The organism is Anaerotignum sp. MB30-C6 (assembly GCF_030908465.1).
In the GTDB taxonomy this organism is placed as follows: Bacteria; Bacillota; Clostridia; order Lachnospirales; family Anaerotignaceae; genus Chakrabartyella.
Window position 1 is genome coordinate 2,067,834 of the sequence record NZ_CP133078.1, and the last position, 21,868, is coordinate 2,089,701.

At 39.5% G+C, this 21,868-nt stretch carries 20 protein-coding genes and 1 riboswitch; of the genes, 3 read left to right on the forward strand and 17 right to left on the reverse strand.

Going from position 1 to position 21,868, the window contains the following annotated elements:
• Positions 1–2 precede the first annotated feature (2 nt).
• The 4 genes from speB to speD are packed head-to-tail and all read right to left on the reverse strand — an operon-like array spanning position 3 to position 3,921.
• Positions 3–851: an agmatinase gene (gene speB / locus RBQ60_RS10155; RefSeq protein WP_307883576.1), complete on the reverse strand. Its 849-nt coding sequence runs from the start codon at positions 849–851 to the stop codon at positions 3–5.
• Positions 844–1,695, reverse strand: a complete 852-nt coding sequence (speE, locus tag RBQ60_RS10160; protein WP_307883578.1) for a polyamine aminopropyltransferase — start codon at positions 1,693–1,695, stop codon at positions 844–846. Before speE ends, speB begins: the two co-directional genes overlap by 8 nt.
• A 1-nt stretch (position 1,696) precedes the next feature.
• Positions 1,697–3,100, reverse strand: coding sequence for an aminotransferase class I/II-fold pyridoxal phosphate-dependent enzyme (locus tag RBQ60_RS10165; protein ID WP_307886008.1), 1,404 nt, complete (start codon positions 3,098–3,100; stop codon positions 1,697–1,699).
• Between the two features lie 41 nt (positions 3,101–3,141).
• On the reverse strand, positions 3,142–3,921 hold the full coding sequence (gene speD, locus RBQ60_RS10170; RefSeq protein WP_307883579.1) for an adenosylmethionine decarboxylase: 780 nt from the start codon (positions 3,919–3,921) through the stop codon (positions 3,142–3,144).
• A gap of 595 nt (positions 3,922–4,516) precedes the next feature.
• Here speD and RBQ60_RS10175 point away from each other — a divergent pair.
• Together RBQ60_RS10175 and tdh are read left to right on the forward strand one after the other, a co-directional pair.
• Positions 4,517–5,431, forward strand: coding sequence for a LysR family transcriptional regulator (locus tag RBQ60_RS10175; RefSeq protein ID WP_307883580.1), 915 nt, complete (start codon positions 4,517–4,519; stop codon positions 5,429–5,431).
• Between the two features lie 202 nt (positions 5,432–5,633).
• Complete coding sequence (gene tdh / locus RBQ60_RS10180) at positions 5,634–6,668, forward strand: L-threonine 3-dehydrogenase (protein ID WP_307883581.1); 1,035 nt, start codon at positions 5,634–5,636, stop codon at positions 6,666–6,668.
• Between the two features lie 341 nt (positions 6,669–7,009).
• Here tdh and RBQ60_RS10185 read toward each other — a convergent pair whose 3' ends face one another.
• From RBQ60_RS10185 to RBQ60_RS10245, 13 genes are all read right to left on the reverse strand, one after another.
• A complete protein-coding gene (locus tag RBQ60_RS10185) occupies positions 7,010–7,309 on the reverse strand; it encodes a hypothetical protein (RefSeq protein WP_307883582.1) in 300 nt (99 codons plus the stop codon).
• Complete coding sequence (locus tag RBQ60_RS10190) at positions 7,306–8,397, reverse strand: FAD:protein FMN transferase (protein ID WP_307883583.1); 1,092 nt, start codon at positions 8,395–8,397, stop codon at positions 7,306–7,308. Before RBQ60_RS10190 ends, RBQ60_RS10185 begins: the two co-directional genes overlap by 4 nt.
• 204 nt (positions 8,398–8,601) lie before the next feature.
• Complete coding sequence (locus tag RBQ60_RS10195) at positions 8,602–10,560, reverse strand: complex I subunit 5 family protein (protein WP_307883584.1); 1,959 nt, start codon at positions 10,558–10,560, stop codon at positions 8,602–8,604.
• A 17-nt stretch (positions 10,561–10,577) separates the two neighbouring features.
• Positions 10,578–12,056 carry a complex I subunit 5 family protein gene (locus RBQ60_RS10200; protein WP_307883586.1) on the reverse strand — a complete coding sequence of 493 codons (1,479 nt, stop codon included), beginning with the start codon at positions 12,054–12,056 and terminating at the stop codon, positions 10,578–10,580.
• An 18-nt stretch (positions 12,057–12,074) separates the two neighbouring features.
• Positions 12,075–13,541 carry a complex I subunit 5 family protein gene (locus RBQ60_RS10205; RefSeq protein ID WP_307883587.1) on the reverse strand — a complete coding sequence of 489 codons (1,467 nt, stop codon included), beginning with the start codon at positions 13,539–13,541 and terminating at the stop codon, positions 12,075–12,077.
• Positions 13,542–13,569: 28 nt separating this feature from the next.
• Positions 13,570–15,075, reverse strand: coding sequence for a complex I subunit 5 family protein (locus RBQ60_RS10210; protein ID WP_307883588.1), 1,506 nt, complete (start codon positions 15,073–15,075; stop codon positions 13,570–13,572).
• Positions 15,075–15,449 (reverse strand): sodium:proton antiporter, encoded by a 375-nt coding sequence (locus tag RBQ60_RS10215; RefSeq protein WP_307883589.1) that lies wholly within the window; start codon positions 15,447–15,449, stop codon positions 15,075–15,077. The genes RBQ60_RS10210 and RBQ60_RS10215 overlap by 1 nt, the downstream gene beginning before the upstream one ends.
• Before the next feature lie 2 nt (positions 15,450–15,451).
• Positions 15,452–16,357, reverse strand: a complete 906-nt coding sequence (gene mbhE / locus RBQ60_RS10220) for a hydrogen gas-evolving membrane-bound hydrogenase subunit E (RefSeq protein WP_307883591.1) — start codon at positions 16,355–16,357, stop codon at positions 15,452–15,454.
• A 1-nt stretch (position 16,358) separates the two neighbouring features.
• The gene (locus tag RBQ60_RS10225) at positions 16,359–16,613 is read right to left on the reverse strand and encodes a hydrogenase subunit MbhD domain-containing protein (RefSeq protein WP_307883592.1); all 255 of its coding nucleotides are present in this window, start codon (positions 16,611–16,613) and stop codon (positions 16,359–16,361) included.
• A complete protein-coding gene (locus tag RBQ60_RS10230; RefSeq protein WP_307883593.1) occupies positions 16,610–16,915 on the reverse strand; it encodes a cation:proton antiporter in 306 nt (101 codons plus the stop codon). The genes RBQ60_RS10225 and RBQ60_RS10230 overlap by 4 nt, the downstream gene beginning before the upstream one ends.
• On the reverse strand, positions 16,915–17,232 hold the full coding sequence (locus RBQ60_RS10235; RefSeq protein WP_307883594.1) for a monovalent cation/H+ antiporter complex subunit F: 318 nt from the start codon (positions 17,230–17,232) through the stop codon (positions 16,915–16,917). Before RBQ60_RS10235 ends, RBQ60_RS10230 begins: the two co-directional genes overlap by 1 nt.
• Positions 17,229–17,693 (reverse strand): Na+/H+ antiporter subunit E, encoded by a 465-nt coding sequence (locus RBQ60_RS10240; protein ID WP_307883595.1) that lies wholly within the window; start codon positions 17,691–17,693, stop codon positions 17,229–17,231. Before RBQ60_RS10240 ends, RBQ60_RS10235 begins: the two co-directional genes overlap by 4 nt.
• An 816-nt stretch (positions 17,694–18,509) precedes the next feature.
• Complete coding sequence (locus tag RBQ60_RS10245; protein WP_307883596.1) at positions 18,510–19,835, reverse strand: APC family permease; 1,326 nt, start codon at positions 19,833–19,835, stop codon at positions 18,510–18,512.
• A 170-nt stretch (positions 19,836–20,005) separates the two neighbouring features.
• Positions 20,006–20,110, reverse strand: a riboswitch (glycine riboswitch).
• A 181-nt stretch (positions 20,111–20,291) separates the two neighbouring features.
• On the opposite strand from RBQ60_RS10245, the gene RBQ60_RS10250 reads away from it, so the two are divergent.
• A complete protein-coding gene (locus tag RBQ60_RS10250; RefSeq protein WP_307883598.1) occupies positions 20,292–21,824 on the forward strand; it encodes a putative polysaccharide biosynthesis protein in 1,533 nt (510 codons plus the stop codon).
• Positions 21,825–21,868: the final 44 nt, after the last annotated feature.

Here is a 21,868-nt window from a genome sequence, read left to right on the forward strand (position 1 = left end):
CTTTACTTTGTCATCTGCAATAATATTTCTCTCGTAATTTTACAAGCAACGGCAGTGGAACTACCGCTTTGATCATAGTGAGGTGAAAGCTCATTGATGTCACAGCCAACAATGTTTAGTTGATGCAACTGCATAACGGCTTCCAACAATTCTTTAAATGTGATACCCCCTGCTTCCGTGGTGCCTGTTCCACAAAATATGGAAGGATCCAACACATCAAGGTCTAAGGAAAAATACACTGGCTTCCCCTTAAGGTTTGCTACAGCTTCTGAAAATCCCGTTAGATCGAATTTATGCAAACAAGTATGTTCCTTTGCAAAGTCAAACTCATATTTTTCACCACTACGGATGCCAAATTGATGAATTCTACCGTCTCCTACCAAGTTCCACACCTGCCTCATTACCGTAGAGTGGGAAAGAGCCTCTCCCATATACTCTGTACGCAAGTCTGTATGGGCATCCAAGTGGATGATATGCAAATCGGGATAATGCTTTACCACGGCACGCATAGCACCCAATGTAATCAAATGCTCTCCGCCTAGCATTACAAATTTTTTCCCGTCATTAAGAATTTGCTCCGTATAGTTTTGTGTCATCTCCAGCACCTTCTCCGTGTTACCAAAGGGAAGTTCCAAATCTCCCCCATCGAAAATTTCATAGTCCACAAGATCACGGTCACTATAGGGTGAGTATGTTTCAATACCGAAAGATTCATTCCGAATGGCCGAGGGGCCAAAGCGAGTACCCGGGCGAAAAGAAGCTGTTCCATCAAAGGGTACGCCAAAGAGCACAACTTCTGCCTTTTCATAATCGGCCTCACAAGCCAGAAATGTCTGTATATTTTTATTCATTTTCAAGCATCTCCTTTACATAAGTGGGTAGAGCAAAAGCGCCCACATGCAAATTCGTGTTGTAATAACGAGTTGCAATGCCTACCTTTTTCCAAACATCGGCCTTTAAGTCATTTAAGGGATGCAACGCTTTTGATGCAAACCCAAATAACCAATGCCCCGAAGGATATGTGGGAATGTGTGCTTGATAAACACAGCTAATGGGGAATGCGTGGGCAATACGCCTATGGGCTGATTTCATCGCCTTTGCATCTTCATTGTAAAAAGGACTTTCATGCTGATTTATCAATATCCCTTTCTCCGTAAGTGCGTTATAACAGTTACCATAAAATTCTTTGGTAAACAGCACCTCTCCAGGTCCAAAAGGGTCTGTGGAGTCCACAATGATTAGGTCGTAAGCGTTCTCTGCACGACGGACAAATTTCAAGCCGTCTTGAAAATGAAGGCGTACCCGTGGATCTTCGAAGCCACAGGCAGTTTTGGGCAAATACTCTTTGCAAACTGCCACCACACGCTCATCAATTTCCACCACATCCATCGTTTCAATGCCACTGTATTTGCTAAGCTCACGCAACACGCCGCCATCCCCTGCACCAATTACCAGCACATTTTTCACATCAGGGTTCACAGCCATTGCTGTATGGGTAATCATTTCATGATAAATAAATTCATCCCGCTCAGTCAGCATCATAATTCCGTCTAAGGTTAAAAACCGACCAAATTCAGGAGAGTCAAATATAGATATTTCCTGATAATTACTCTTTTCATAGTGGAGTTGCGTGTTTACTTTCAAAGAAAAGCGTACATTTGGTGTATGATATTCACTGTACCATAAGTCGTCCATTTCATTCTCCTTTCAGTACATTCAGATGCCTGACATCCATGCTCTCAGGCCCCGTTAGGGAACAGCCCTTTTCTTTTGCATACTGGATATAGGCAATAATTTCTGGAGTTATCTGCTCTCCTGGCGCAAGAATGGGAATTCCAGGGGGGTAACACATTACAAACTCTGCACAAACTCTACCTCCGCATTCCTCAAGGGGAAGGCTAACTTTTTCGGCGTAAAACGCAATCTGTGGAGAAGTATTTACTGTTGGGCTGATATACTCACTATCTAACATGTTTTTATTGTCATTTTTATAAATTCGTCTAATTTCAGAAAGGGCACTAATCAAGCGTTCGATGTTTTTATTTTTATCTCCTACGGAAATATAAGCAAGTACGTTGCCCAAATCTCCGAATTCAATTTGTATGCCATACTCGTCACGAAGCAAGTCGTAAACTTCAATGCCCGCAAGACCCAGTTGCAAAGTGTTTATGGAAAGCTTCGTTGTATCAAAGTCAAAGACGCTATCACCATTAATCAATTCCTTGGAATAAGCATAATAATCGCCGATGGCGTTGATTTCATCCCTTGCATATTGGGCAAACTTTTTCACTTTCTCAAAGGTCTCCTCCCCCCACAGTGCAAGGTTTCGCCTTGAAATATCTAGGCTAGAAAGTAGCAGGTAAGAACCACTAGTGGTTTGGGTAAGGTTGATGATTTTTCTAACGTAGTTTTTATTTACCTTTTCACCACAAAGTAAGATTGAACTTTGTGTCAGGGAACCACCAGACTTATGCATACTTACCGCCGCCATATCTGCTCCAGCGGCCATGGCAGAAATAGGCATGTCCTTACCGAAGTAGAAATGAGTTCCGTGGGCCTCATCTACAAGAACCCGTAACCCCTTTTCATGGGCAATTTCGGTTATTTGCTTTAAATCGGAGCAAATACCATAGTAGGTTGGGTTGTTTACCAAGATTGCTTTGGCAGTGGGATGCTCCTCAATGGTACGCTTTACATCCCGCAGGGACATACCCAAGGCTATCCCCAGCTTTTTATCCGTTTGAGGGTTGATGTAAACGGGTACAGCACCACAAAGCACCAGAGAGTTTATTATACTTTGGTGTACGTTTCGGGGAAGAATAATCTTATCTCCACTTTTTACGCTGGAAAGAATCATAGCCTGTACAGCAGAGGTTGTACCACCCACCATGAAAAATGCATGTGCTGCACCGAAAGCCTCAGCGGCAAGCTCCTCTGCTTCTTTGATGACACTTACAGGGTGGCAGAGATTATCCAACGGCTTCATAGAGTTCACATCCACCGACAAACACTTCTCACCTAAAAATTCTGTCAGCTGGGGGTTGCCCTTTCCGTGTTTATGCCCAGGCACGTCAAAGGGTACCAAGCGTTCGTGACGCATACGCTCCAACGCCTCAAGTAATGGAACTTTATTCTGATCTTTCAACGCTTTACCTCCTGATAAATATTAGAGCCGCTAAAAATTTCAATCATTTCACGGCGTAATGAATTCGTAATATCCAAACGGATTTGGGGTGGAATTTCGTAAACATCGGAATTAAATAAATAATTCTGCAGCACCAAATCCTTAATCAGCATCTTTGTATGAAAAATATTAGACTGATATATATTTACATCAATGGCATCGTATTTTTGCAAAACATCGTTATCGATATAATCCTGAATGGAAGTAATATTGTGGTCGATAAACAGTTTTTGCCCTTCCATATCTCGAGTAAAGCCCCTCACACGATAGTCCATGGTGATAATGTCCGAATCAAAGCTTCCAATCAAAAAATCCAAAGTGGATAGTGGTGTGATTTCGCCACAAGTAGCTACATCAATATCCACACGAAAAGTAGCAATGGAAGTATCTGGGTGGTACTCCGGATAGGTGTGTACGGTGACGTGGCTTTTATCCAGATGTGCCACAACCGTTTCCCCACTACGAGTCTTCACCATACTTTCCTCGGCAATCAAAAAAGTTACACTGGCACCTTGGGGTTCATAGTCTTGCTTCGAAATATTAAGCACAGTTGCGCCAATCATTTCAGTAAGTTTCGTCAATATTGCAGTCAGACGCTCGGAATTATACTGCTCATTAATATACTTAATATAATCCTGTTGTTCTCTAGCCGTTTTAGCATAACAGATGTCATAAATATTAAAACTCAACGATTTTGTGAGATTATTAAAACCATATAATTTCATTTTTTCAACCATTTAAAATCCCCCCAAGCAATAAAAAAAGATGCACCACAGCATACTATGGCACATCTTATAAACGTTCAAATAAATTTGGGTACGAACCAAGAATCTCATCTCTACTGCTTGCAATAGAGGGCTTCTCGCCTGCTACCTAAATGTTTTCAGAGTCTATATAGTAAGAACTACTTTTACTACTCCTTATTATTGACCGTTTCACAAGTGTGTACCCTAGTACACTTGGTTATGAAGTAACCAACTGGCAATTGAGTTGCCAACTTATAAAAGTTGCGCTCTTAACGCAATCAATAATGTGAAGCAAAGCTTCACAATCGGCAGTTGACCCGGCTGTCCGTATGGCCTTGAGTTTCAAAGTTGAAACTGGTCAAAAGTGTCCTCGCTATATGCGATTGAAAACAGGCTTATTTTAAAACAAAACATCATAGTTTGTCAATAACTTTTTCAAATTTTCTTTAATTTTCTTTTTTTTTAGCTGAAAACCCCTTCAAGAAACTGGACTTATTCTGCCTTAACTGGTCATTTTGCCTTTTTTGTGATACAATCTAAAATAGTATAATAATCTAAAAATACGAAAGATAAAGGTGATTTCATTATGCAGTTTAAAGCATTGGAATACTTAGAAGCAATTTATAAGTATAAAAACTTTACAAAAGCGGCGGAAGCACTTTTTGTTTCTCAGCCTGCTGTCTCTGCTTCCGTGCGAAAGCTTGAAGAAGAGTATAACATGAAGCTTGTGATAAGGACGCCAAAAAAAGTGCTTTTCACCCCCGAAGGTGAGGCTTTTGTTCAAAAAGTAATGCCTATTTTAGATGAACTACGTGCCATAGAGTCGGAGATGCTGTCAAAAAGCCGAAATCAGAAAAAAACGTTGCGGCTGGGACTTTCCCCCACGGCACCTCCCGAAATTGTACACGGAATTTACCAACACTTCCTACCATCCTTATCGGACAACGAAGAGGTTTTTTTCGATGAGGGCGGTGCGTATTACCACATTACGAAAATCACAAATGGCGAAGTGGATGTTGCAATTAACGTGATTCCAGAAAACATCGGGGAATTTCCAGTTGCGTCTATCCCATTGTATCAACAAGAAATTTGCCTTTTAGTACGGGAAGATAGCCAGCTGGCAGCCTATGATAAAATTCCTATACAAATGCTAGACTCTACACCCATTACCAGCCTAGGGGCTTCTTCTTATTTGCCAAAACGCTTGGAAATGGAGGCTGAAAAAAGAAATATTCACCTGAAAGTTGCATCCAAGCATTTGCAACAAACCAGCTATATCGAGGAAATACTTTTGGGAGGCAGTTCGGGTATCATAAACGTTGATCATAACAATACGCCCCGTGCCCTTTATGCCCACAAACCTTTAGTTACAAGACCTTTTCAAGAGCCAATGTTTCTGGATATAGGTATTTTGTACCGAAAAGAGGGACATATGCAATCTTTAACAAAAAAAATTCTTGATTTTATTGAAGATGTAGCAAAGCATTGCAAGCAACCTTAGCCTAGCGCATTCAATCCTCCAAAAATATATTTTTTCCGGTGGATTTTTTTGTAAGTTTTACAACTATTATAATTCTTAATAATAAAAGTTTTTTATGTTACGAGAGAAATTATGTATTGTACAAATATACAGAATTCTCCTAAAATATGATTTAAGAAATCTGTTATTTTTCCTAATTTTTTTATAGCTAGGAGGAAGTATTATGGTCCAAATGATGAAATGTGTTGTGAAAGAAAGACCTGAAGTTGGCGCATTGGTTCTTACAGAAAGACCTATTCCCACATATGGTGCCAACGATATACTTGTTAAAGTAAAGGCTGCGGCTGTTTGTGGAACCGATGTACATATTCATGAATGGAACGAGTGGTCCCAAAAACGCATAAATCCCCCTTCCATTATTGGTCACGAATTTGCAGGTGAAGTCATAGCCGTTGGCGAACATGTGGCTACGATTAAGGTTGGCGATTTAATTTCCGCAGAAACTCATATTGTTTGCAACGCCTGCACCCTTTGCCACAATGGCTATGAGCATGTATGTGCAAACACCAAAACAATTGGGGTATCCAGAGATGGCTGTTTTGCAGAGTATATCGCAATACCCGCTGAAAATGCCATTGTGTACGATCCATCCACCCCCGTGGAAATTGTTTCTATCATGGAACCTTTTGGCGTGGCAGTTCATGCCGCCATGGAGTTTCCCCTTGCTGGCAAAGTCGTAATGGTAAATGGTTGTGGCCCCATTGGGGTTATGGCTGTTGCTGTTGCGAAAAAATGTGGTGCTGCAAAGGTATTTGCCATAGAAATCAACAAACAGCGTGCTGCCTTGGCATTACAAATGGGGGCTGATGAAGTTTTAAACCCTACGGAAGTAGACGTTGTCCAAGCGATTAAAGAAAAAACAGACCATGGTGTTGAAGTTGTAATAGAGTTTACAGGAAATACAAAAGCAATCAAAACTGCCATCGAATGCATGGCACCCGAAGGAAAAATGGCAGCAGCTGGTTTGCCAGACGGCTCCGTTGACTTTGACTTCTCTGAATTTGTATACAGTGGTAAAGTAATCAAAGGCATTGCCGGCCGATTGATGTACAAAACTTGGGAAGACGCAAAAGGTCTTATCGCTGGTGGTTTAGACCTTTCTCCCATCGTTACCCATACGCTACCTTTAGAAGAGTTTGAAGAAGGTCTTCGTTTGATGAAAAGCGGAGAATGCTGCAAAGCAATTTTAATTCCTTAAAGAAAGTACTACTTCCCCTTACCGTTCAAATATAGTACTTTGCCCACCCTCTTTGGGTGGGCTTTTCTATTGGGATATTCAAATTTACTGTTGCTCATCCTTTTGTCTTCTGAAGACTTAAGGCTTATGGGCACTGGTATTCATGTTTCATTGAAAGTCAAATTTTAACATCCTATCCAAAGGAAAGTATGTTTTACCTTCATATCGTTCTATAATAAGGTTTAAGGGAAGGGTTTTTATTTTCACGCTCATTTGCAAAAAAAAGCCCAATTGCAAGTAGTAAACACGCAATGGGCTTTTTCAAACTTTTTCAATTCCACTGTTTTAAGGAACAAGGAATTTTAATCTTCAGAAGTAATTTTCATGACAAAACCTTCTTCATCTTCATCATCATCCCAGTCCAAAAATTCATCCTCATCTTTGCAGAATGGGCATTCCATGCCCAACAATCTACAAAGTATAACAATTGTTGTTACGGCAAAAACTGCACCGCTTATTGCCAAAATCGACCTTTTGTTTTCTCTTGGCAAAGAAATACCAATCATCACACCAAAGGCAGCAAGGCAAAGCTTAAAAATAGCAATGTCCTTCCAATCAAATTCCACAATGTAGCTGTTTAAAAATTCTTTTAACTTGTTCATTGTTTCCCTCCTTGTCTTTTTACAGTTTCATAAACAAAGTCATTATCCCTACCTTCAAAGGCAAAGAAGTCAGCCGCACCTTCTGTGGCGATGACCCTCCCATCTGTTGTTATAAAAACACCTTCAAAGTCATCGCTGTTGCGCCACAAATTGACAGCCTCATCCAAACCCATTACAAACAATGCAGTAGATAATCCATCAGCTTTTGTACCATCTTTACTAATGACAGTAACAGATAGCAAGCCTTTATCAGCAGGATACCCCGTTTGTGAATCAATTATGTGGTGATAACGTTTTCCATCTTCGTCAAAGTAGCGTTGATAGCCCCCAGAAGTAATCACCGAACAATTCTCCACCTCTAATAATCCAACATAATCATTAGCATCCAAGGGATTTTCAATGGCAATTTTCCATTTTTCACCATCAGGCTTTGTTCCTATGGCAGAAATGTTCCCTCCTAATGAAAAAAGTCCGCTGGTTACACCTCTTTCTTTTAATAGTGCTGTAACAGCATCGGAAGTATAACCCTTTGCAATACCGCCTAAATCTACGGCCATGCCTTTTTTTAATAATTCAGCTGTAACAGCCTCTCCATCCAAAATCAAATCTTCAGCTTTTGTAAAAGGCAAAAGGCTTTCCAATGTTTCCGCCGATGGAACGTGCTTTTCCTCATCGGTGGTAAAACCCCAAGCTTTTACAACGGGGGATATGGCTAAATCATAAGCTTCATTGGTAAGCTCCCCAATCTCCTTTCCCCTTTGCAATACTTTCAACGTGTCTTCTGAAACAGAAACTGCACCTTGTCCCGCTTGTTGGTTAAGCCTAGTAATCTCACTCTCCTCCATGGTTACAGAAAATAACCTTTCCAATCTACGAATTTCCTGCTCCGCTTCTGTTAAAAGCTGCTCTCCGTTTTCATCGTATAATGTAAACTGCATAATTGTATCCATGGCAAAAGTTGTCATTTCATGTAGATTCTCATCTGAGTATTTATCAAGCATTTGTTGTGCTTGCTCTCTTTTTTCTGCACATCCGCTAAAAAGAAAAGTGCAACACAGTAAAATTGAAATTATTTTAGTTCTTTTCATAGTTTGGTTCTCCTAATCTTGTGTAATTATATTTTAACCCCTTCAAAGGCTGATGTCAATTAAAGTGAGTTTGAATCAGTTTCAATAAATTTTTGTTATTCCTAGGGATGTTTCTAAAAATCCACAGAAAAAAGCCCAATTGCTAATTTACCTTCCTAAATTAGCAATACAGGCTTTGTCCTATACAAAAATATTTTTTCAAAATTAAACTAAAATATAAAGCATGGCAACGGCAAGGCCAACACCGATCATCAGTAAGCTTTTTGCAAAACCTTCACCATATACAACCTTATCAGCATCTATATCTCTATAGGTTGAGAAGTACTGATCCTCAGGGGGTATAACTCGCCCACTATCATCGTTAAAAACAAGCATACGAGAAATAGCCACAAAGCCATCGGTAAGGGAGCCCAGCATACGAGCAAATAAACCACCTACGAAGGGTAACCAGCTTAATAATGCAGGGCGATAAAGTCTGTCTTCCAAACTTAAGCCCCTTGGCCAACGATCAACGTAAACTAGATTACCATTTTCATCCTTTGCCATTAATACTTTTCTGATAAACAAGAAGTATACCAATGCGCCCAGAACAAGGGTAATGACAGCTCCTTTTAAATTAATCCAGGCAAAGTAATGCACCGCATGATCGGGGGCATGGGAACCCATAAAATGATAACTGAGGTCTGCAATTTTTTCTGCTGTTTGGTGAGGGAAAATACCTAAAACAGGCAGGATTACCCCACCAATGGTCAAAGTGGTTGCAGTAAGCTTATTCATATAAGGCCCGTGGTTATGGACATGATGGGTATCGGGATAAGGATTTGTATCCACAAATACGGCAACAAAAATCTTTGTCATGTAAGCCAGGGTTAAACCACCAGAGAATAAGAACAACCACTCCACCGTTTGCATATACAGGGTGGACTGACCTGCTTCTTGTAAAATAACAATGTATTCTACAATGCTTTCGTGAATTAAAGTTTTACTGATATATCCATTCCAAAGGGGTATACCTGTTATGCCTAATACACCCATTAAGAAGATAAACTTCAATAAAGGTTTATCTTTCCCCCATCCCCTAATTTCATTGAGGTTTAGCTTATGTACGTTCATGTATACCACACCGGCAGACATAAATAGAACCAACTTCAGCAGGGAGTGGTTTGCAACGTGAAGAATGGTTCCCCCTGCCGCCAAGGCATTATGAGAGCCCAATAATCCTTGCATACCAATTGCCGTTGCCACAAACCCAATCTGAGACAGGGATGAGCAGGCTAGGGTTCTTTTCAAGTTGATAGAGAATACCGCTAAAACTGCCCCCAAAACCATAGTAATGACACCTAATAGTAAAGTTAAATCGCCCCAAGTTGCATCATACAAAAACAGTTTACAGCTTAAAACCAACATACCATAAACACCTGATTTTGTTAAAATACAGGATAATAACGCACTGGCAGGGGCAGGAGCCACAGGGTGGGCCTCCGGCAGCCAGATATGGAGCGGAAAAACACCTGCTTTTGCACCAAACCCAAACAAAACAAGAACACCAACGGCATAAAATGCCCTTTTATCCTCTTGTGCTGCCACAAATGCAGCCAATGCATCAATATTCAGTGTGCCTGCCATATTATACATCATAAACAAGCCCATCAAAAGCACCAAACCACCGATTACTGCAACGGCTAAATACGTATGTGCGGCACGAATTGCAGTTTCACTTTCTTCATGAATAACCAATACAAAAGATGTAAATGACATGATTTCAAAGAAAATAAATGTAGTATACAAATCTGCGGAAAGGAAAACCCCTAACGTTGCCCCAAGGGTCATTAACATAAAGAAATAATATCTGTTTCGATTACGGTAATGGGCAAAGTATTCCTTGGAAAAAACCGTAGTCATAAACCATATAAAGGAAGTTAAAATTGCCATTACCACCCGAAGCCCATCACAATCAAAACTTAAGCCCAACCCACAAAAAGCGGGTAAAGAGTAACTTGCGTGGGTTCCGAGCAATAAAGTAGCCCCCACCAACGTCAAAAATGTTACAAGGCAAGCCCAATTACTTCTTGCTTCTTTATTTTTTCGTCCAATCATGTAGCCTAATACTGCGGCTACCATAGGGAAGAAAACCAATAACGGTAAAATGATATTTCGTTCCATATTTGTTTTCCTCCTTTCTAAACTACCCCTGTCGCCACCAACTCAAGAACATTGAGAAGGCTTGAAGGGAAAAGTCCAATTATAACTGTAACAACGGTCAAAATCACCAAAGGGATGGTCATATACTTATTGGGATCTTCTACATTTTGATAATACCCTTGTGCGTACTCCTTCTTTCTTGGGAAGTAAGCTCTGATAATAATATAAAATATATACAGAGCCGTCAAAACAGCCGATATAATCAACGCAATAATCCCTATATAAGCGATTAAGTTATCTGACTGCACCGCTGCCGTCGCCAAGGCCCACTTACTATGAAAACCTGCAAAAGGCGGTATCCCAACCAAGCTTACCCCCGTTAGTGCCATACTTAAAAAGGTAATAGGCATAAGTCTCCCAAAGCCTTCTACTTCGTACAAATACTCCTTATGGGTCTTATACAAAATAGCCCCGGCAGTAAAGAACAGGGTGATTTTAATCACAGCATGATAAATCATATGCAAAAGTCCTGCTGTGAGGCCTGCAGGGCTCATCAATGCCACACCAAAAACAATATAGGAAAGATTAGAAACTGTAGAGTAAGCAAATCTTCTTTTAATATGAGGTGTCCTCAGAGCAATAGTAGAGCCAAACACAATGGTAATGGCTGCCGCAATAATAATTACACTTTGTGCCCAAGTACCCACTAAATACTCCGTACCAAAACTATAATAAATCAAACGGATAATTGCAAACACGCCTGATTTAACGACAGCTACCGCATGAAGCAATGCCGTAACTGGTGTAGGTGCAACAGAAGCCTTTGGCAACCATCGGTAAAAAGGGATGACTGATGCCTTTACACCGAAACCAAAGAATGCCATAAGGAAAATAATGAGTAATGTATCCTCATGCCCCTTCACAAGTTGTGGATTTAATACACCGCCGTAAACGAACTCCATTGCGTCGCTGTAGCAATATATAAATACAAAACCAATAAAGGCCAACGCTGCACCAAACATCATGTAAAATATATATGTTTTCCCCGCATGTCGGGCTTTGTTATCTAAGGCATGCATAACCAAAGGCAATGTTGCCAAGGTTAAAAATTCGTAGAATAGATACATGGTTAAGAAGTTTCCAGAAAAAGCCACACCTAAAACAACACCATAAGTCATGGTAAAGAAGGCAAAGAATTTGTCCTCCCTACCCTCATGGGTCATATATTCAAAAGCATAGACCGTAGTAATTCCCCATAAGAGAGAAACCATGGTACCAAAAACCTTTGACATCCCGTCGATATGTAAGGTTAAAGATAACTTTTCACTAAAGTGGAACAGATTTACCACACCCGCATCCACACCATAAATTGCGTAAAGAGCTAAAACAGTATTGATCATGGTGATGGACAAAACCCAAATTTCACGTTGCTTTCTATTTTTAAATTTTACCGGCAGCAGCGCAACACCTGCTATGATCGGAAAGATCACCGGTAAGATCGTTGCAAATTGATTCATAACGTTCCCACCCTTTCCTTAAAAAATTACGCCGCTAATACTATTAATAAAAGATTCTAAGCTGTTTGGAAGAATACCCATTATAACAATGGCGATGGTTAAAACCACCAGTGGCACTGTCATCAGTTTATTGGGTTCCTTCTTCTCAAAGGTATCGTAGTCAAAGTTATTTCCTGGGAAAAATGCGCTGGATACAATGGAAAGCAAGTATCCCGCCGTTAACAATGCACTTACCATAAGGATCGCAACGCCAACAATCCCTAACGTGCCCATAGAAGAACTTAAAGCCCCTTGGGCTAAAAACCATTTGCTAATAAACCCACCTGTTGGAGGAATCCCCACCAGGGATAAGGCTGCAATGGCAAAGCACCACATAACAATTGGCATTTCTTTACCAATCCCTCGAAGCTGATGCACATAGGTGCTTCCCGTTTTGTAAATAATCGCACCGGCACAAAGGAACAATACATTCTTCGCTGCTGCGTGAAACGCTACCTGAAGCAATGCACCAGTAAAACCAATTGGCGTTAAGAGCATGATGCCAAATAAAACATAAGAAACCTGACTTACTGTGGAATAGGCCAATCTTTTCTTTAACACCTTTTCTTTATACGCCAACATAGATCCCATGAAAATAGTTGTCATGGTTAAAATCAGCAACGTTGTTTGTGCCCAAGAGCCTCTGATAAAGTCCGCACCAAACAAAAAGAATGTTACACGAATGATACAGATTACACCACCCTTTGTAATAATACCAGAAAGCACTGCCGACGCAGGAGACGGTGCCACAGGGTGAGCCGTAGGCAACCATGCATGAAGGGGGAACATACCCGCCTTACAGCCAAAGCCAATTGCCATTAAAAGATAAACCCATAACAAGAGATTTTCTCTACCCGCAACTAGGGCCATGTTTAATGTGCCGCCAGCTGCAAACTCTGTGGTAAAACAGTAGGTATTCAGGAAGAAGAATCCCAAAAGACCGAAACCAGCACCAAAAATGGAGTATCCCAGATATTTCATCCCCGCCCGCACCGCTTGGGGTTCCTGCGTATGGATGACCAAAGGCAATGTTAATATGGTCATAAATTCATAAGAAAGGTACAGTGTCATCATGTTTTCTGAAAAACATAAACTTATCAATGTACCCAAAGACATAACGTAATACATGAAAAACCGAGCTGGCTTATGTTCATGTTTCATATATTCCGCTGAATAAATTGCAGCTAAAAGCCAAACTATACTGATAATACAAGCAAAAAACTTGCCGATACCATCCACACGATAGGCAATGGAAAGCCTATCTGTGATTTCCCACACCGTTAAACCCCCTTGGCTCATAACCATATAAATGACCAGAGCCAATTCAACGGCAATTGTTCCAATAACCATGATGTTTCGTTGCTTCTCATTCTTCATAAAGCCGATGATGACCCCTGCAATAAACGGTAGCATGATCGGCAGCAACAATATCGAATTTCCAGACATTTTCTCACCTCAACCTCTCACCGTTTGCCTACTGTGCTAATAAACCAATGCTCATTTGGATGATACGAGTTATTGGGCGATAGTAAACACCTAAAGCGAAATTTAGTATTATAAACCCAACGATAGAAACGGCAAACATGGGTGAAACCTTAGCAAAGGGTTTTTTCTCTACCCCTTTTACAGGCGACCAGATTGCAATCACGGAAGGTAAAAAATATAATGCGTTTAACACCATACTAACACCTAAAACGATTAAAACCGCAGCCATTTTTCCCGAAGAATATACTGACGCTGTGGCAAAATAAACTTTTGAAATGAAGCCTGCCAAAAGGGGAATACCAACCATAGATAGAGCACCAACAGTATAACCCACACCTGCCAACGGATTACGAAGGGCCGCTCCTCTCATATGATAAATCTTATCCTTGCCGCCATTATCCTCAACAAAACTGCCACAGCAAAGAAAGAGCAAAGTCTTTGTAATGGCATGGGCAAGGATATGGAAACATGCCGCCGTCATCCCTACTCGGGTACCCATACCGATACCCATATAAATGTAGCCAATTTGTGCCACAGAGGAATAAGCAAGCATTCGTTTCATTTTTCGTTCCCGCATGGCATAAACGGAACCCATTACCATGCCAGCCAAACCAAAAACAAATAGAACTTCGGTAATTTTCAACGTATGCATTACTAACTCGGAAAACACACAATAAATCAACTTGATTCCCAAGATAATATAGCTCTTTAAAACCAGGCCCGACAAAATACCACTAGAAGTGGGTATTGCCGCATTATAAGCCCCAGGTAACATGGAATGAAAGGGAAACAGCGCACTCTTAATCGCAATACCAATAAACATAAATCCAGTTACAACCATTAAAGGTGTGGCATATTCACCTGTTTTGAAGATTCCAACAATCGCTTCTTGCATTTGGGGAAAAAGCAGATGACCCGTAATGCTATACAAAATACTGACACCCAAGAGGAACAAACCAGAACCTAAAAGGCTGATTACCAAGTAATGGGTTGTTCCAACCATAGATTCCGGTGTTCCTTTGGCCATGATTAATGCACATGAAGCAATGGTATTAATTTCAATAAAGACATAAGCCGTAAAAATATCATTTGTATAGATTAGTGCCAACATAGCACCAAATAAGGCATTGAGCATAATGAAGTATAACGGCTGCTTTTCCGCCACCACATCCTTCATTATAAAGTCCAAGCCACCACTAACCGTTAACAGCATGACAAGGCTAAACGTAACTGCCATTAACGCTTCTAAGGGGCCTGCCCGAAGCTCATTCCCCCAAGGTGCAGGAAAATGCCCCATCATGTAATAAAAAGTTTCCTGGTTCTTAACCACACGAAACAGTAAAAGACCAGACATAATACAAACAACAAAAACCATAACTGTATGGATTTTGAAAGCTACTTTTCCATCCTTTGCCAAGGCGGTAATAATACCGCAAATCATAGCCAGAAAAATGCTGAAAAAGGGTATATTATGTATCCAATTTATATGCTCCATTATTCCCCTTCCTCCTCTCTGGATAGCCTCATTATTTCGTCCATATTCAACGTTCCATAATGCTTATAAAGCCGCTGAACCAAAGCCAGAGAAAAGGCTGTAATGCTAACAGCTACAACAATCCCCGTCAAAACCAAACCTGCTGGAACGGGATTTATATAATGAGAAGCATCTATAATGCCATCGGTTAAAATAGGCGCAACTCTTCCTGAGATATAACCTTTCGCCGCCAAAAATAAATACACCGCTGTATCCATGATATTTAGGCCGATGAATTTCTTAATCAAGTTATTTTGTAGCAACAGATTCATAAAGCCAATCCCAAAGAGGATGACTGAAGCTGCCTCATAAAAATTTGTTCCCAGATGATTCATAGTTAAATGTCTCCTTTAGTAAACAACGCAAAAAAGCCATACATGGTACAAGCAACAATTAACCCTACACAAATATTTAAGGGCAAAATAAAGCCTCCGCTTAAAATATCTCCGGGTGTGCCTTTGGGAATTGCAAAGCCGACATGGTTGGCGCCGGTAAAAAAGGAATATGTTTTGCAAGCGCAGTATGTCAACAAACACCCCACGCTAATTGCAGTAAACGTGCGGAATGTAAAAAATGTACGCATCTTTTTCTGTCCATATGCACTGGCATAAAGAATCAAGCCCGCACCGATAATGGAGCCTCCAGAAAATCCACCTCCAGGAGAAAGATGCCCGTTAAGAATAACATAAATCCCATAAAGGATTACCAATGGCGCCAGCACCTTGCCACCCATCTGTAATATCGGTTTTTTCTCCCGTTCATCAAAAATATTATCCTCATATTTTTCCTGCTCCTCCTGGGCGCAGTAATTTTTGCTGTCTTTTTTCAGCAAAATCACCGCACACATAACCGCTAAGAACAGAACATTTGCTTCTGCAAAAGTATCGAAAGCACGATAATCTAAAATCATACCTGCAACAAAGTTGGTAGCCCCAGTTTCCTCAATACCACTTTCCAAATAACGCTCCATAACCTCATTGTTTGCAGGGTTATGAGGATTACCGAACTCAGGCAGTCCATTGACTACTCCCAGCATAATTCCGATAAAGAGTACCGATATGGCAATGCTTAAAAACATATAAAGCTTTCTATGTTCTTTTACATATTCCATTGTGAAATGGCTACGCCAATCACTTTTTTCTCTTTTTGGTCTGGAAACAATATATTTATCTGCATCTAGGATGACTTCCTCTCCATCCACCCATGCTTGTAAATGTTTCCAAAATGTTTTTTTCTCATTCATATCAGCCCTCACGTGTACCTTTCAGAGCATGAACTTTTTTCAGTGTGAGGAAGAATAATACACTGTCAACACCTGCACCCACTGCCGCTTGGGTAATGGCAAGGTCAGGAGATTCCAAAAACAACCAAATTACAGCCATAATAGAACTGTATCCCATAAAAATAATCACTGCGATAAATAAGTTTCTCGTAAACGAAACGCCAATTGCACATGCAATTAAAAACAATAGTAATGTGACTTGAATACCCGTACTCATTTTTCACGCACCCTTTCTTCAAAGTTCTTATTCGTCAATATTTCAACCTTTGCAATACTGTGGGTTGCGATGGGCCCAGACATCCAAAAAAACAAGATAATTAGAAATAGCTTTAGGCTGGCAAATACATTTATGCCTAAAATAATCAAACCAATTATGACGAAGCCTAACCCAAGGGTATCACCCAAGGCAGCTGCATGCATACGGTTTAATACATACTTAAATCGAAAAATTCCTAATATAGAAACCAAAAAAATAACTAGACCAGCAATCATAAAAATTGCCGCTATCACTTCTCTCATTATTCCTTCGCCTCCTCTTCTTTTCTTTTTAAGAACAGTTCTCTACCTTTATGATGCAGGGTAACAACATGACAAATAATTACAACTGCTAAAAAGCTTAATAAGGTATAAACTAATGCAACGTCAATCAGCCATACCTCATTTAAATAGGCTGAAAGAATACAAATCATGGCTGTTGTCATCGTACCGATCATATTAATAGCCATGATTCGGTCCGTGAATCTTGGTCCTTTAATTGCTCGGATCAATACGATACAAACCCCCATAGCCAGCAGGCCCACAGCAATTTCCAAAACCAACTTTAATCCTTCACTCATAACTTATCCTCCAACTTTCTTAATTCTTTAACGAAAACCGATTGATTCAAATCCTTTCCAAAGGATTTATCTAATGCATGAATCATATATGCATCGTCTTCAAGTTGAATTGTATATGTTCCTGGAGTTAAAGTAATTGAATTTGCAAGAACGACTCTTGCAAGATCAGTTTTTATATCTGTTTTAAAATTTGTAATAGATGGGTCAATTTCTTTATTTGGGGATAAAATGATGCGAATTACAGCCAGATTGGATTTGACAATTTCCCGAAACAGTATCATTAAATACTTTATGTAAAGGGGCATATTTTTTAAAATGACTCTTTCTCTATTCATATGATAGTCCATATATTTACACATAAACCAATAAAGCCAAGCGCATATAGCAAGGCCAAATAATACAATCTCTAGGGTTATTTTACCATTAAATACAATCCATAATAAAAATAGCAGTACAAACATACCCTCATCCTCTCACATGTCAAAAAAATTACAATGATATTTCTTGAAAATCTACTACCATAATATAAGACACTTTAAAAACCTTTACGAAATCTTAACACCATATCTACATAAACTCCTGAATTTAAAAAAATTATGTTAATATCCAACTAATATATTATCTTCTCTACGGGGTTCTTGTCAAGCACCCCATAATAAGTAACAACTGTTTCTCACTATTTTTATACACAACAATATTTGTAATGTATGATTTGTATATAAATATTCTATTTATAATACAATGTTTGTTATTATTTCATAATTTTTTCATGTATTTTATATGGTTTAAAATAATAAAAATTTAAAACTTCTTGTAAATTCAATAAAAAATGCATTTCTTTATTTTATATTCTTATCTGACAACATTATTAAATTTATTGAATAGATAGCATTGATTTTTTAAATAGCAAATGCTGTTCTAGCACCTAATCAGCGCAACCTGTAGCAATATAAAATTTTTTTGTGCAATTTTCCACTTCAGTTCTGAAACATTTTTTCATTTTATTATTAAAAAAAATTCTATCTAAATCTAATCTTTTTCCGCCATTTGCCATATGAATTAGACACACTTTCATGATCACATATCAGAATTAAAGAAAATACTATTCCCCATTGCATAAATTATAACAAGGCTCAAATTCATTATCATACACCGTTTTTTTAAAGTGTAAAATTTCTTTTCCTTGATTATACTTTTCTTCAAATAAAAAAAGCATATGGAGAGAGCCATATGCCTTATTAGGGAATAATGGAAAGCAATATAATAATATAGTATTATTATGCTTTCTTTCTTGTTGTCAAATTATAAATCGGCAAACCAATTAAGGTTAAAACAATACTACCAACAGCTATCATGCGAGTTGTTGAGCCTGACATGAATAGCTGATTCGCAACTACATAAATACCACTGATAATTGCGATTGCAGGAATTACGGGATACAGAGGAACTTTGTATGATCTTTCTGCATCAGGCATTGTTTTTCTTAAACGAATTACCGCAAAGAAAGTCAATGTATAGAAAATCCAACAAGTGAAAACCGCTAAGTCCGTTAATCTATTAAACTGACCACTTATGGCAAAAAGGCAAGCAATACCACCAACCAAGATGATAGAGTTTGTAGGAACCTGTGCCTTATTAATTTTTGCAAGTGTGCTGCTAAAGGGCAAAGTTCCATTTTCCGCTAAGGAATAAGTTACTCGAGAGCCAGATAAGATAAAGCCATTTGCTGCACCCAATACAGAAATCATAATGCCAACAGAAATAAGTTTGCCGCCGATATCACCAAAGATTGCAATGGCTACTGCCGATGCAGGAGCGGCTAAATTCATCAATTCGTTTGCAGGCAATACCCATAGATAAGCCAAGTTGATTACGAAATATACTGCCATAATGGCAGAAACACCACCAACAATTGCAACGGGTAAGTCCTTACCGGGATTTCTCATTTCACCTGCAATGGCACCAACATTTGTCCAGCCTTCAAAAGCAAACAAAATAGCAACCATTAACTGCCCTAAGATTATTGCTGGGTTTAAACCTTCTGCAACCATTGGTGTGAAGATGGGGTTGGCCCCAGAACCACGGATGAAACCAAAGACCATGAGTAAAATCAAAGGAATTAACTTACAAATAGTAAAGATAATTTGCACACCACCACCTACGGCAGAGCCAAGGTTATTCAGAATAATAACTGTGATAATTGCGCCAATGGCAATTGGCAATTGTAAGCCTTCGCCTACAAAAAGAGTGGCTTGTTGCGAAAAGATAACAGCTAGGGCTGCAATCATCGCAGGATAGAATAAAATACTTTGCATCCAACCTGCTAAAAATCCTACTTTCTTTCCAAATGCTTCTTCTAGGTATACAACCATACCGCCGGTTTTTGGAATCATAATGGCAACTTCCGCAAAGGTCATAGCCGCTGCAATACAAACCAAACCAGTAATCAACCATGCTAGCATACCTAACCCTGGGGCACCGCCGGTTGCCGTATAAATAGCCTGTGGTTTAAAGAAAACACCTGAGCCAATTACGCAACCTACTACTGTGGCCATAGCCGTGGACATACCAAGATTTTTTTTCAATTCTTGTTTCTTTTCCATGTTTTCGCCCTCCAAAAAAATAATACTTTCATTAATATTGCCAAATTAGCCTGTTTTTTTGCAACAAAAAAAGGATACACAGACAGTATTTGCGCCTATATATCCTCTGTACCTTCACCTGAAAGCTTTACTTCGACGGCGGTCTCTTTACGAGACTCTCTCCAGAGTTCCATCCTTACAAGGTTCTTTGTACCTGAAAGTTTCTCCAAAAACGGCTCTTTTGGATTGCTCCATCGGTTCTTACCTATTTTTATAAGATCTCCCTTGCATATCAACTGGCCTTATGTAATTTGTAGAGTTAGTATACAATTTTCAAATAAACTTGTCAATAGTTTAACTAATATTTTTTTTATTAAGATTAATTAATTTTTGCAATATCATGTTTGCAAAAAAGTATTACTTATTTACCATAATTCTTCATAATATGTACCAATACCCCTACGTAAAGGTGATGAAATGAGCAGAAAAACAATTATTACAGGCACGCTGATTTTAACAGCGGCTAATTTAATTACGAAATTCATGGGGTTTTTTTACCGTGTGTTTATGTCTAACGCCATTGGTGCAGAGGGAATTGGCTTGTACCAATTGATATTACCCATTTACATTTTAGCATGGAGCATTACCTCAGCAGGCTTCACCACTACAATCTCTCGCTTGACTGCCCAAGAAAATATTATGGGACAATCTGGAAATATTGGGAGAATTGTAAAGCAATCTATTATCCTTTCTGTATTGACCAGCCTTGTTGTTTCAGGATGTTTACTCTTATTTGCCGATGAGGTTGCTATGGTCATCTTAAAAGATAGCCGTGCCGCCCTGTCCCTTCGCTTGCTCGCCTTTGCAGTTCCCTTTATGGCAGCAGGTTCTTGCTTTAGGGGTTTTTTTCTAGGGCTGCAGAATGCCTTTGTACCAGCATTCTCTCAGGTTTTGGAGCAAGCAATTCGTATTTTAACCATTTATTTATTGGCTGGAATTTTTGTTCCTATGGGCCTTACCTATGCTTGCTGTGCCGCTATTGCAGGTGTGGTGATCGGTGAATTTTTATCCTTTTCTTTTGTTGCAATCAGTTATTACCGCTTTAAAAGAAAGAAAAAAATGATTAAAAAACCAACACTTTCGCCTACTGCCGCCTGTAGTATGATTTTAACCATGGCTCTACCCCTTTCCGCAACAAGAATTGTTGGCTCTGTGCTTTCAACCACGGAAAACGTACTTATTCCCCGTCAATTACAGCTTTATGGTCAAGGTGCAGCAGAAGCTTTAAGCTCTTACGGTGAGTTAACAGGTATGGCAATGCCCTTAATTTTGTTACCCTCAGCATGCCTAATCGCAGCCTCCGTTTCTTTGGTTCCAGAAATTTCAGAAGCTTGTGCTGTCAGACAAGATGAAAGAATTCGTCGTACAGTTTCTGTTACTTTTCTCTTTACCTTTATCGTAGGCATCGGAGCAGCGGCATTGTTTGCTGTTTTCCCAAGGGAGATTTGCTATATTGTTTATAACCGCCAAAGCTTGGGTGAACTACTTTTCCCCTTGGCATTTCTCTGCCCCTTTTTATATGCCCAAACAACCTTGCACGGCCTTTTAAACGGCATGGGAGAGCAGTTATTTTTATTCCGTAACAACCTGATAACTTCTGCCATAACCATTGCCGGCATTTGGTTTTTTATGCCTCATTATGGAATCCCTGCATTTCTGGTTTCTTGGTCAGCTGGAATGGCATATTCTGTAGGTGCTTGTTTACATAAGCTATATTTGCGTACCGGGATATTCCCAAATTTAAGCGACTGTTTTATTAAGCCTCTGTTGGCAGGTGCGGCTTCTGGACTAATCATCCGCTATATCATTCGCATCTCCACGCCGTCTAAGTTGCTTTTTTTTCTTTCCTTAATGGCTATGGGACTTCTATATCTCGTTTTCCTACTGTTCCTTGGTTGCTTCTCCAAAGAAAATATGGCAACATTTTTAGGAAAGAAAAAGAAGGTTTAAATATTACTTATCTTATTTTTCTAAAAAAAGTAGGGCTCTACCTC

Coding starts and splice junctions, on each gene's coding strand:
- RBQ60_RS10240 (WP_307883595.1), bottom strand. CDS start 17,693: ATGTTTGTACTGCTATTTTTATTATGGATTGTATTTAATGGTAAAATA.
- RBQ60_RS10230 (WP_307883593.1), bottom strand. CDS start 16,915: ATGAGAGAAGTGATAGCGGCAATTTTTATGATTGCTGGTCTAGTTATT.
- RBQ60_RS10250 (WP_307883598.1), top strand. CDS start 20,292: ATGAGCAGAAAAACAATTATTACAGGCACGCTGATTTTAACAGCGGCT.
- RBQ60_RS10165 (WP_307886008.1), bottom strand. CDS start 3,100: ATGCGTCACGAACGCTTGGTACCCTTTGACGTGCCTGGGCATAAACAC.
- RBQ60_RS10210 (WP_307883588.1), bottom strand. CDS start 15,075: ATGGAGCATATAAATTGGATACATAATATACCCTTTTTCAGCATTTTT.
- RBQ60_RS10190 (WP_307883583.1), bottom strand. CDS start 8,397: ATGAAAAGAACTAAAATAATTTCAATTTTACTGTGTTGCACTTTTCTT.
- speB (WP_307883576.1), bottom strand. CDS start 851: ATGAATAAAAATATACAGACATTTCTGGCTTGTGAGGCCGATTATGAA.
- tdh (WP_307883581.1), top strand. CDS start 5,634: ATGGTCCAAATGATGAAATGTGTTGTGAAAGAAAGACCTGAAGTTGGC.
- RBQ60_RS10200 (WP_307883586.1), bottom strand. CDS start 12,056: ATGAATCAATTTGCAACGATCTTACCGGTGATCTTTCCGATCATAGCA.
- mbhE (WP_307883591.1), bottom strand. CDS start 16,357: ATGAATGAGAAAAAAACATTTTGGAAACATTTACAAGCATGGGTGGAT.
- RBQ60_RS10215 (WP_307883589.1), bottom strand. CDS start 15,449: ATGAATCATCTGGGAACAAATTTTTATGAGGCAGCTTCAGTCATCCTC.
- RBQ60_RS10205 (WP_307883587.1), bottom strand. CDS start 13,541: ATGTCTGGAAATTCGATATTGTTGCTGCCGATCATGCTACCGTTTATT.
- RBQ60_RS10195 (WP_307883584.1), bottom strand. CDS start 10,560: ATGGAACGAAATATCATTTTACCGTTATTGGTTTTCTTCCCTATGGTA.
- RBQ60_RS10225 (WP_307883592.1), bottom strand. CDS start 16,613: ATGAGTACGGGTATTCAAGTCACATTACTATTGTTTTTAATTGCATGT.
- RBQ60_RS10245 (WP_307883596.1), bottom strand. CDS start 19,835: ATGGAAAAGAAACAAGAATTGAAAAAAAATCTTGGTATGTCCACGGCT.
- speE (WP_307883578.1), bottom strand. CDS start 1,695: ATGGACGACTTATGGTACAGTGAATATCATACACCAAATGTACGCTTT.
- RBQ60_RS10185 (WP_307883582.1), bottom strand. CDS start 7,309: ATGAACAAGTTAAAAGAATTTTTAAACAGCTACATTGTGGAATTTGAT.
- speD (WP_307883579.1), bottom strand. CDS start 3,921: ATGGTTGAAAAAATGAAATTATATGGTTTTAATAATCTCACAAAATCG.
- RBQ60_RS10235 (WP_307883594.1), bottom strand. CDS start 17,232: ATGAGTGAAGGATTAAAGTTGGTTTTGGAAATTGCTGTGGGCCTGCTG.
- RBQ60_RS10175 (WP_307883580.1), top strand. CDS start 4,517: ATGCAGTTTAAAGCATTGGAATACTTAGAAGCAATTTATAAGTATAAA.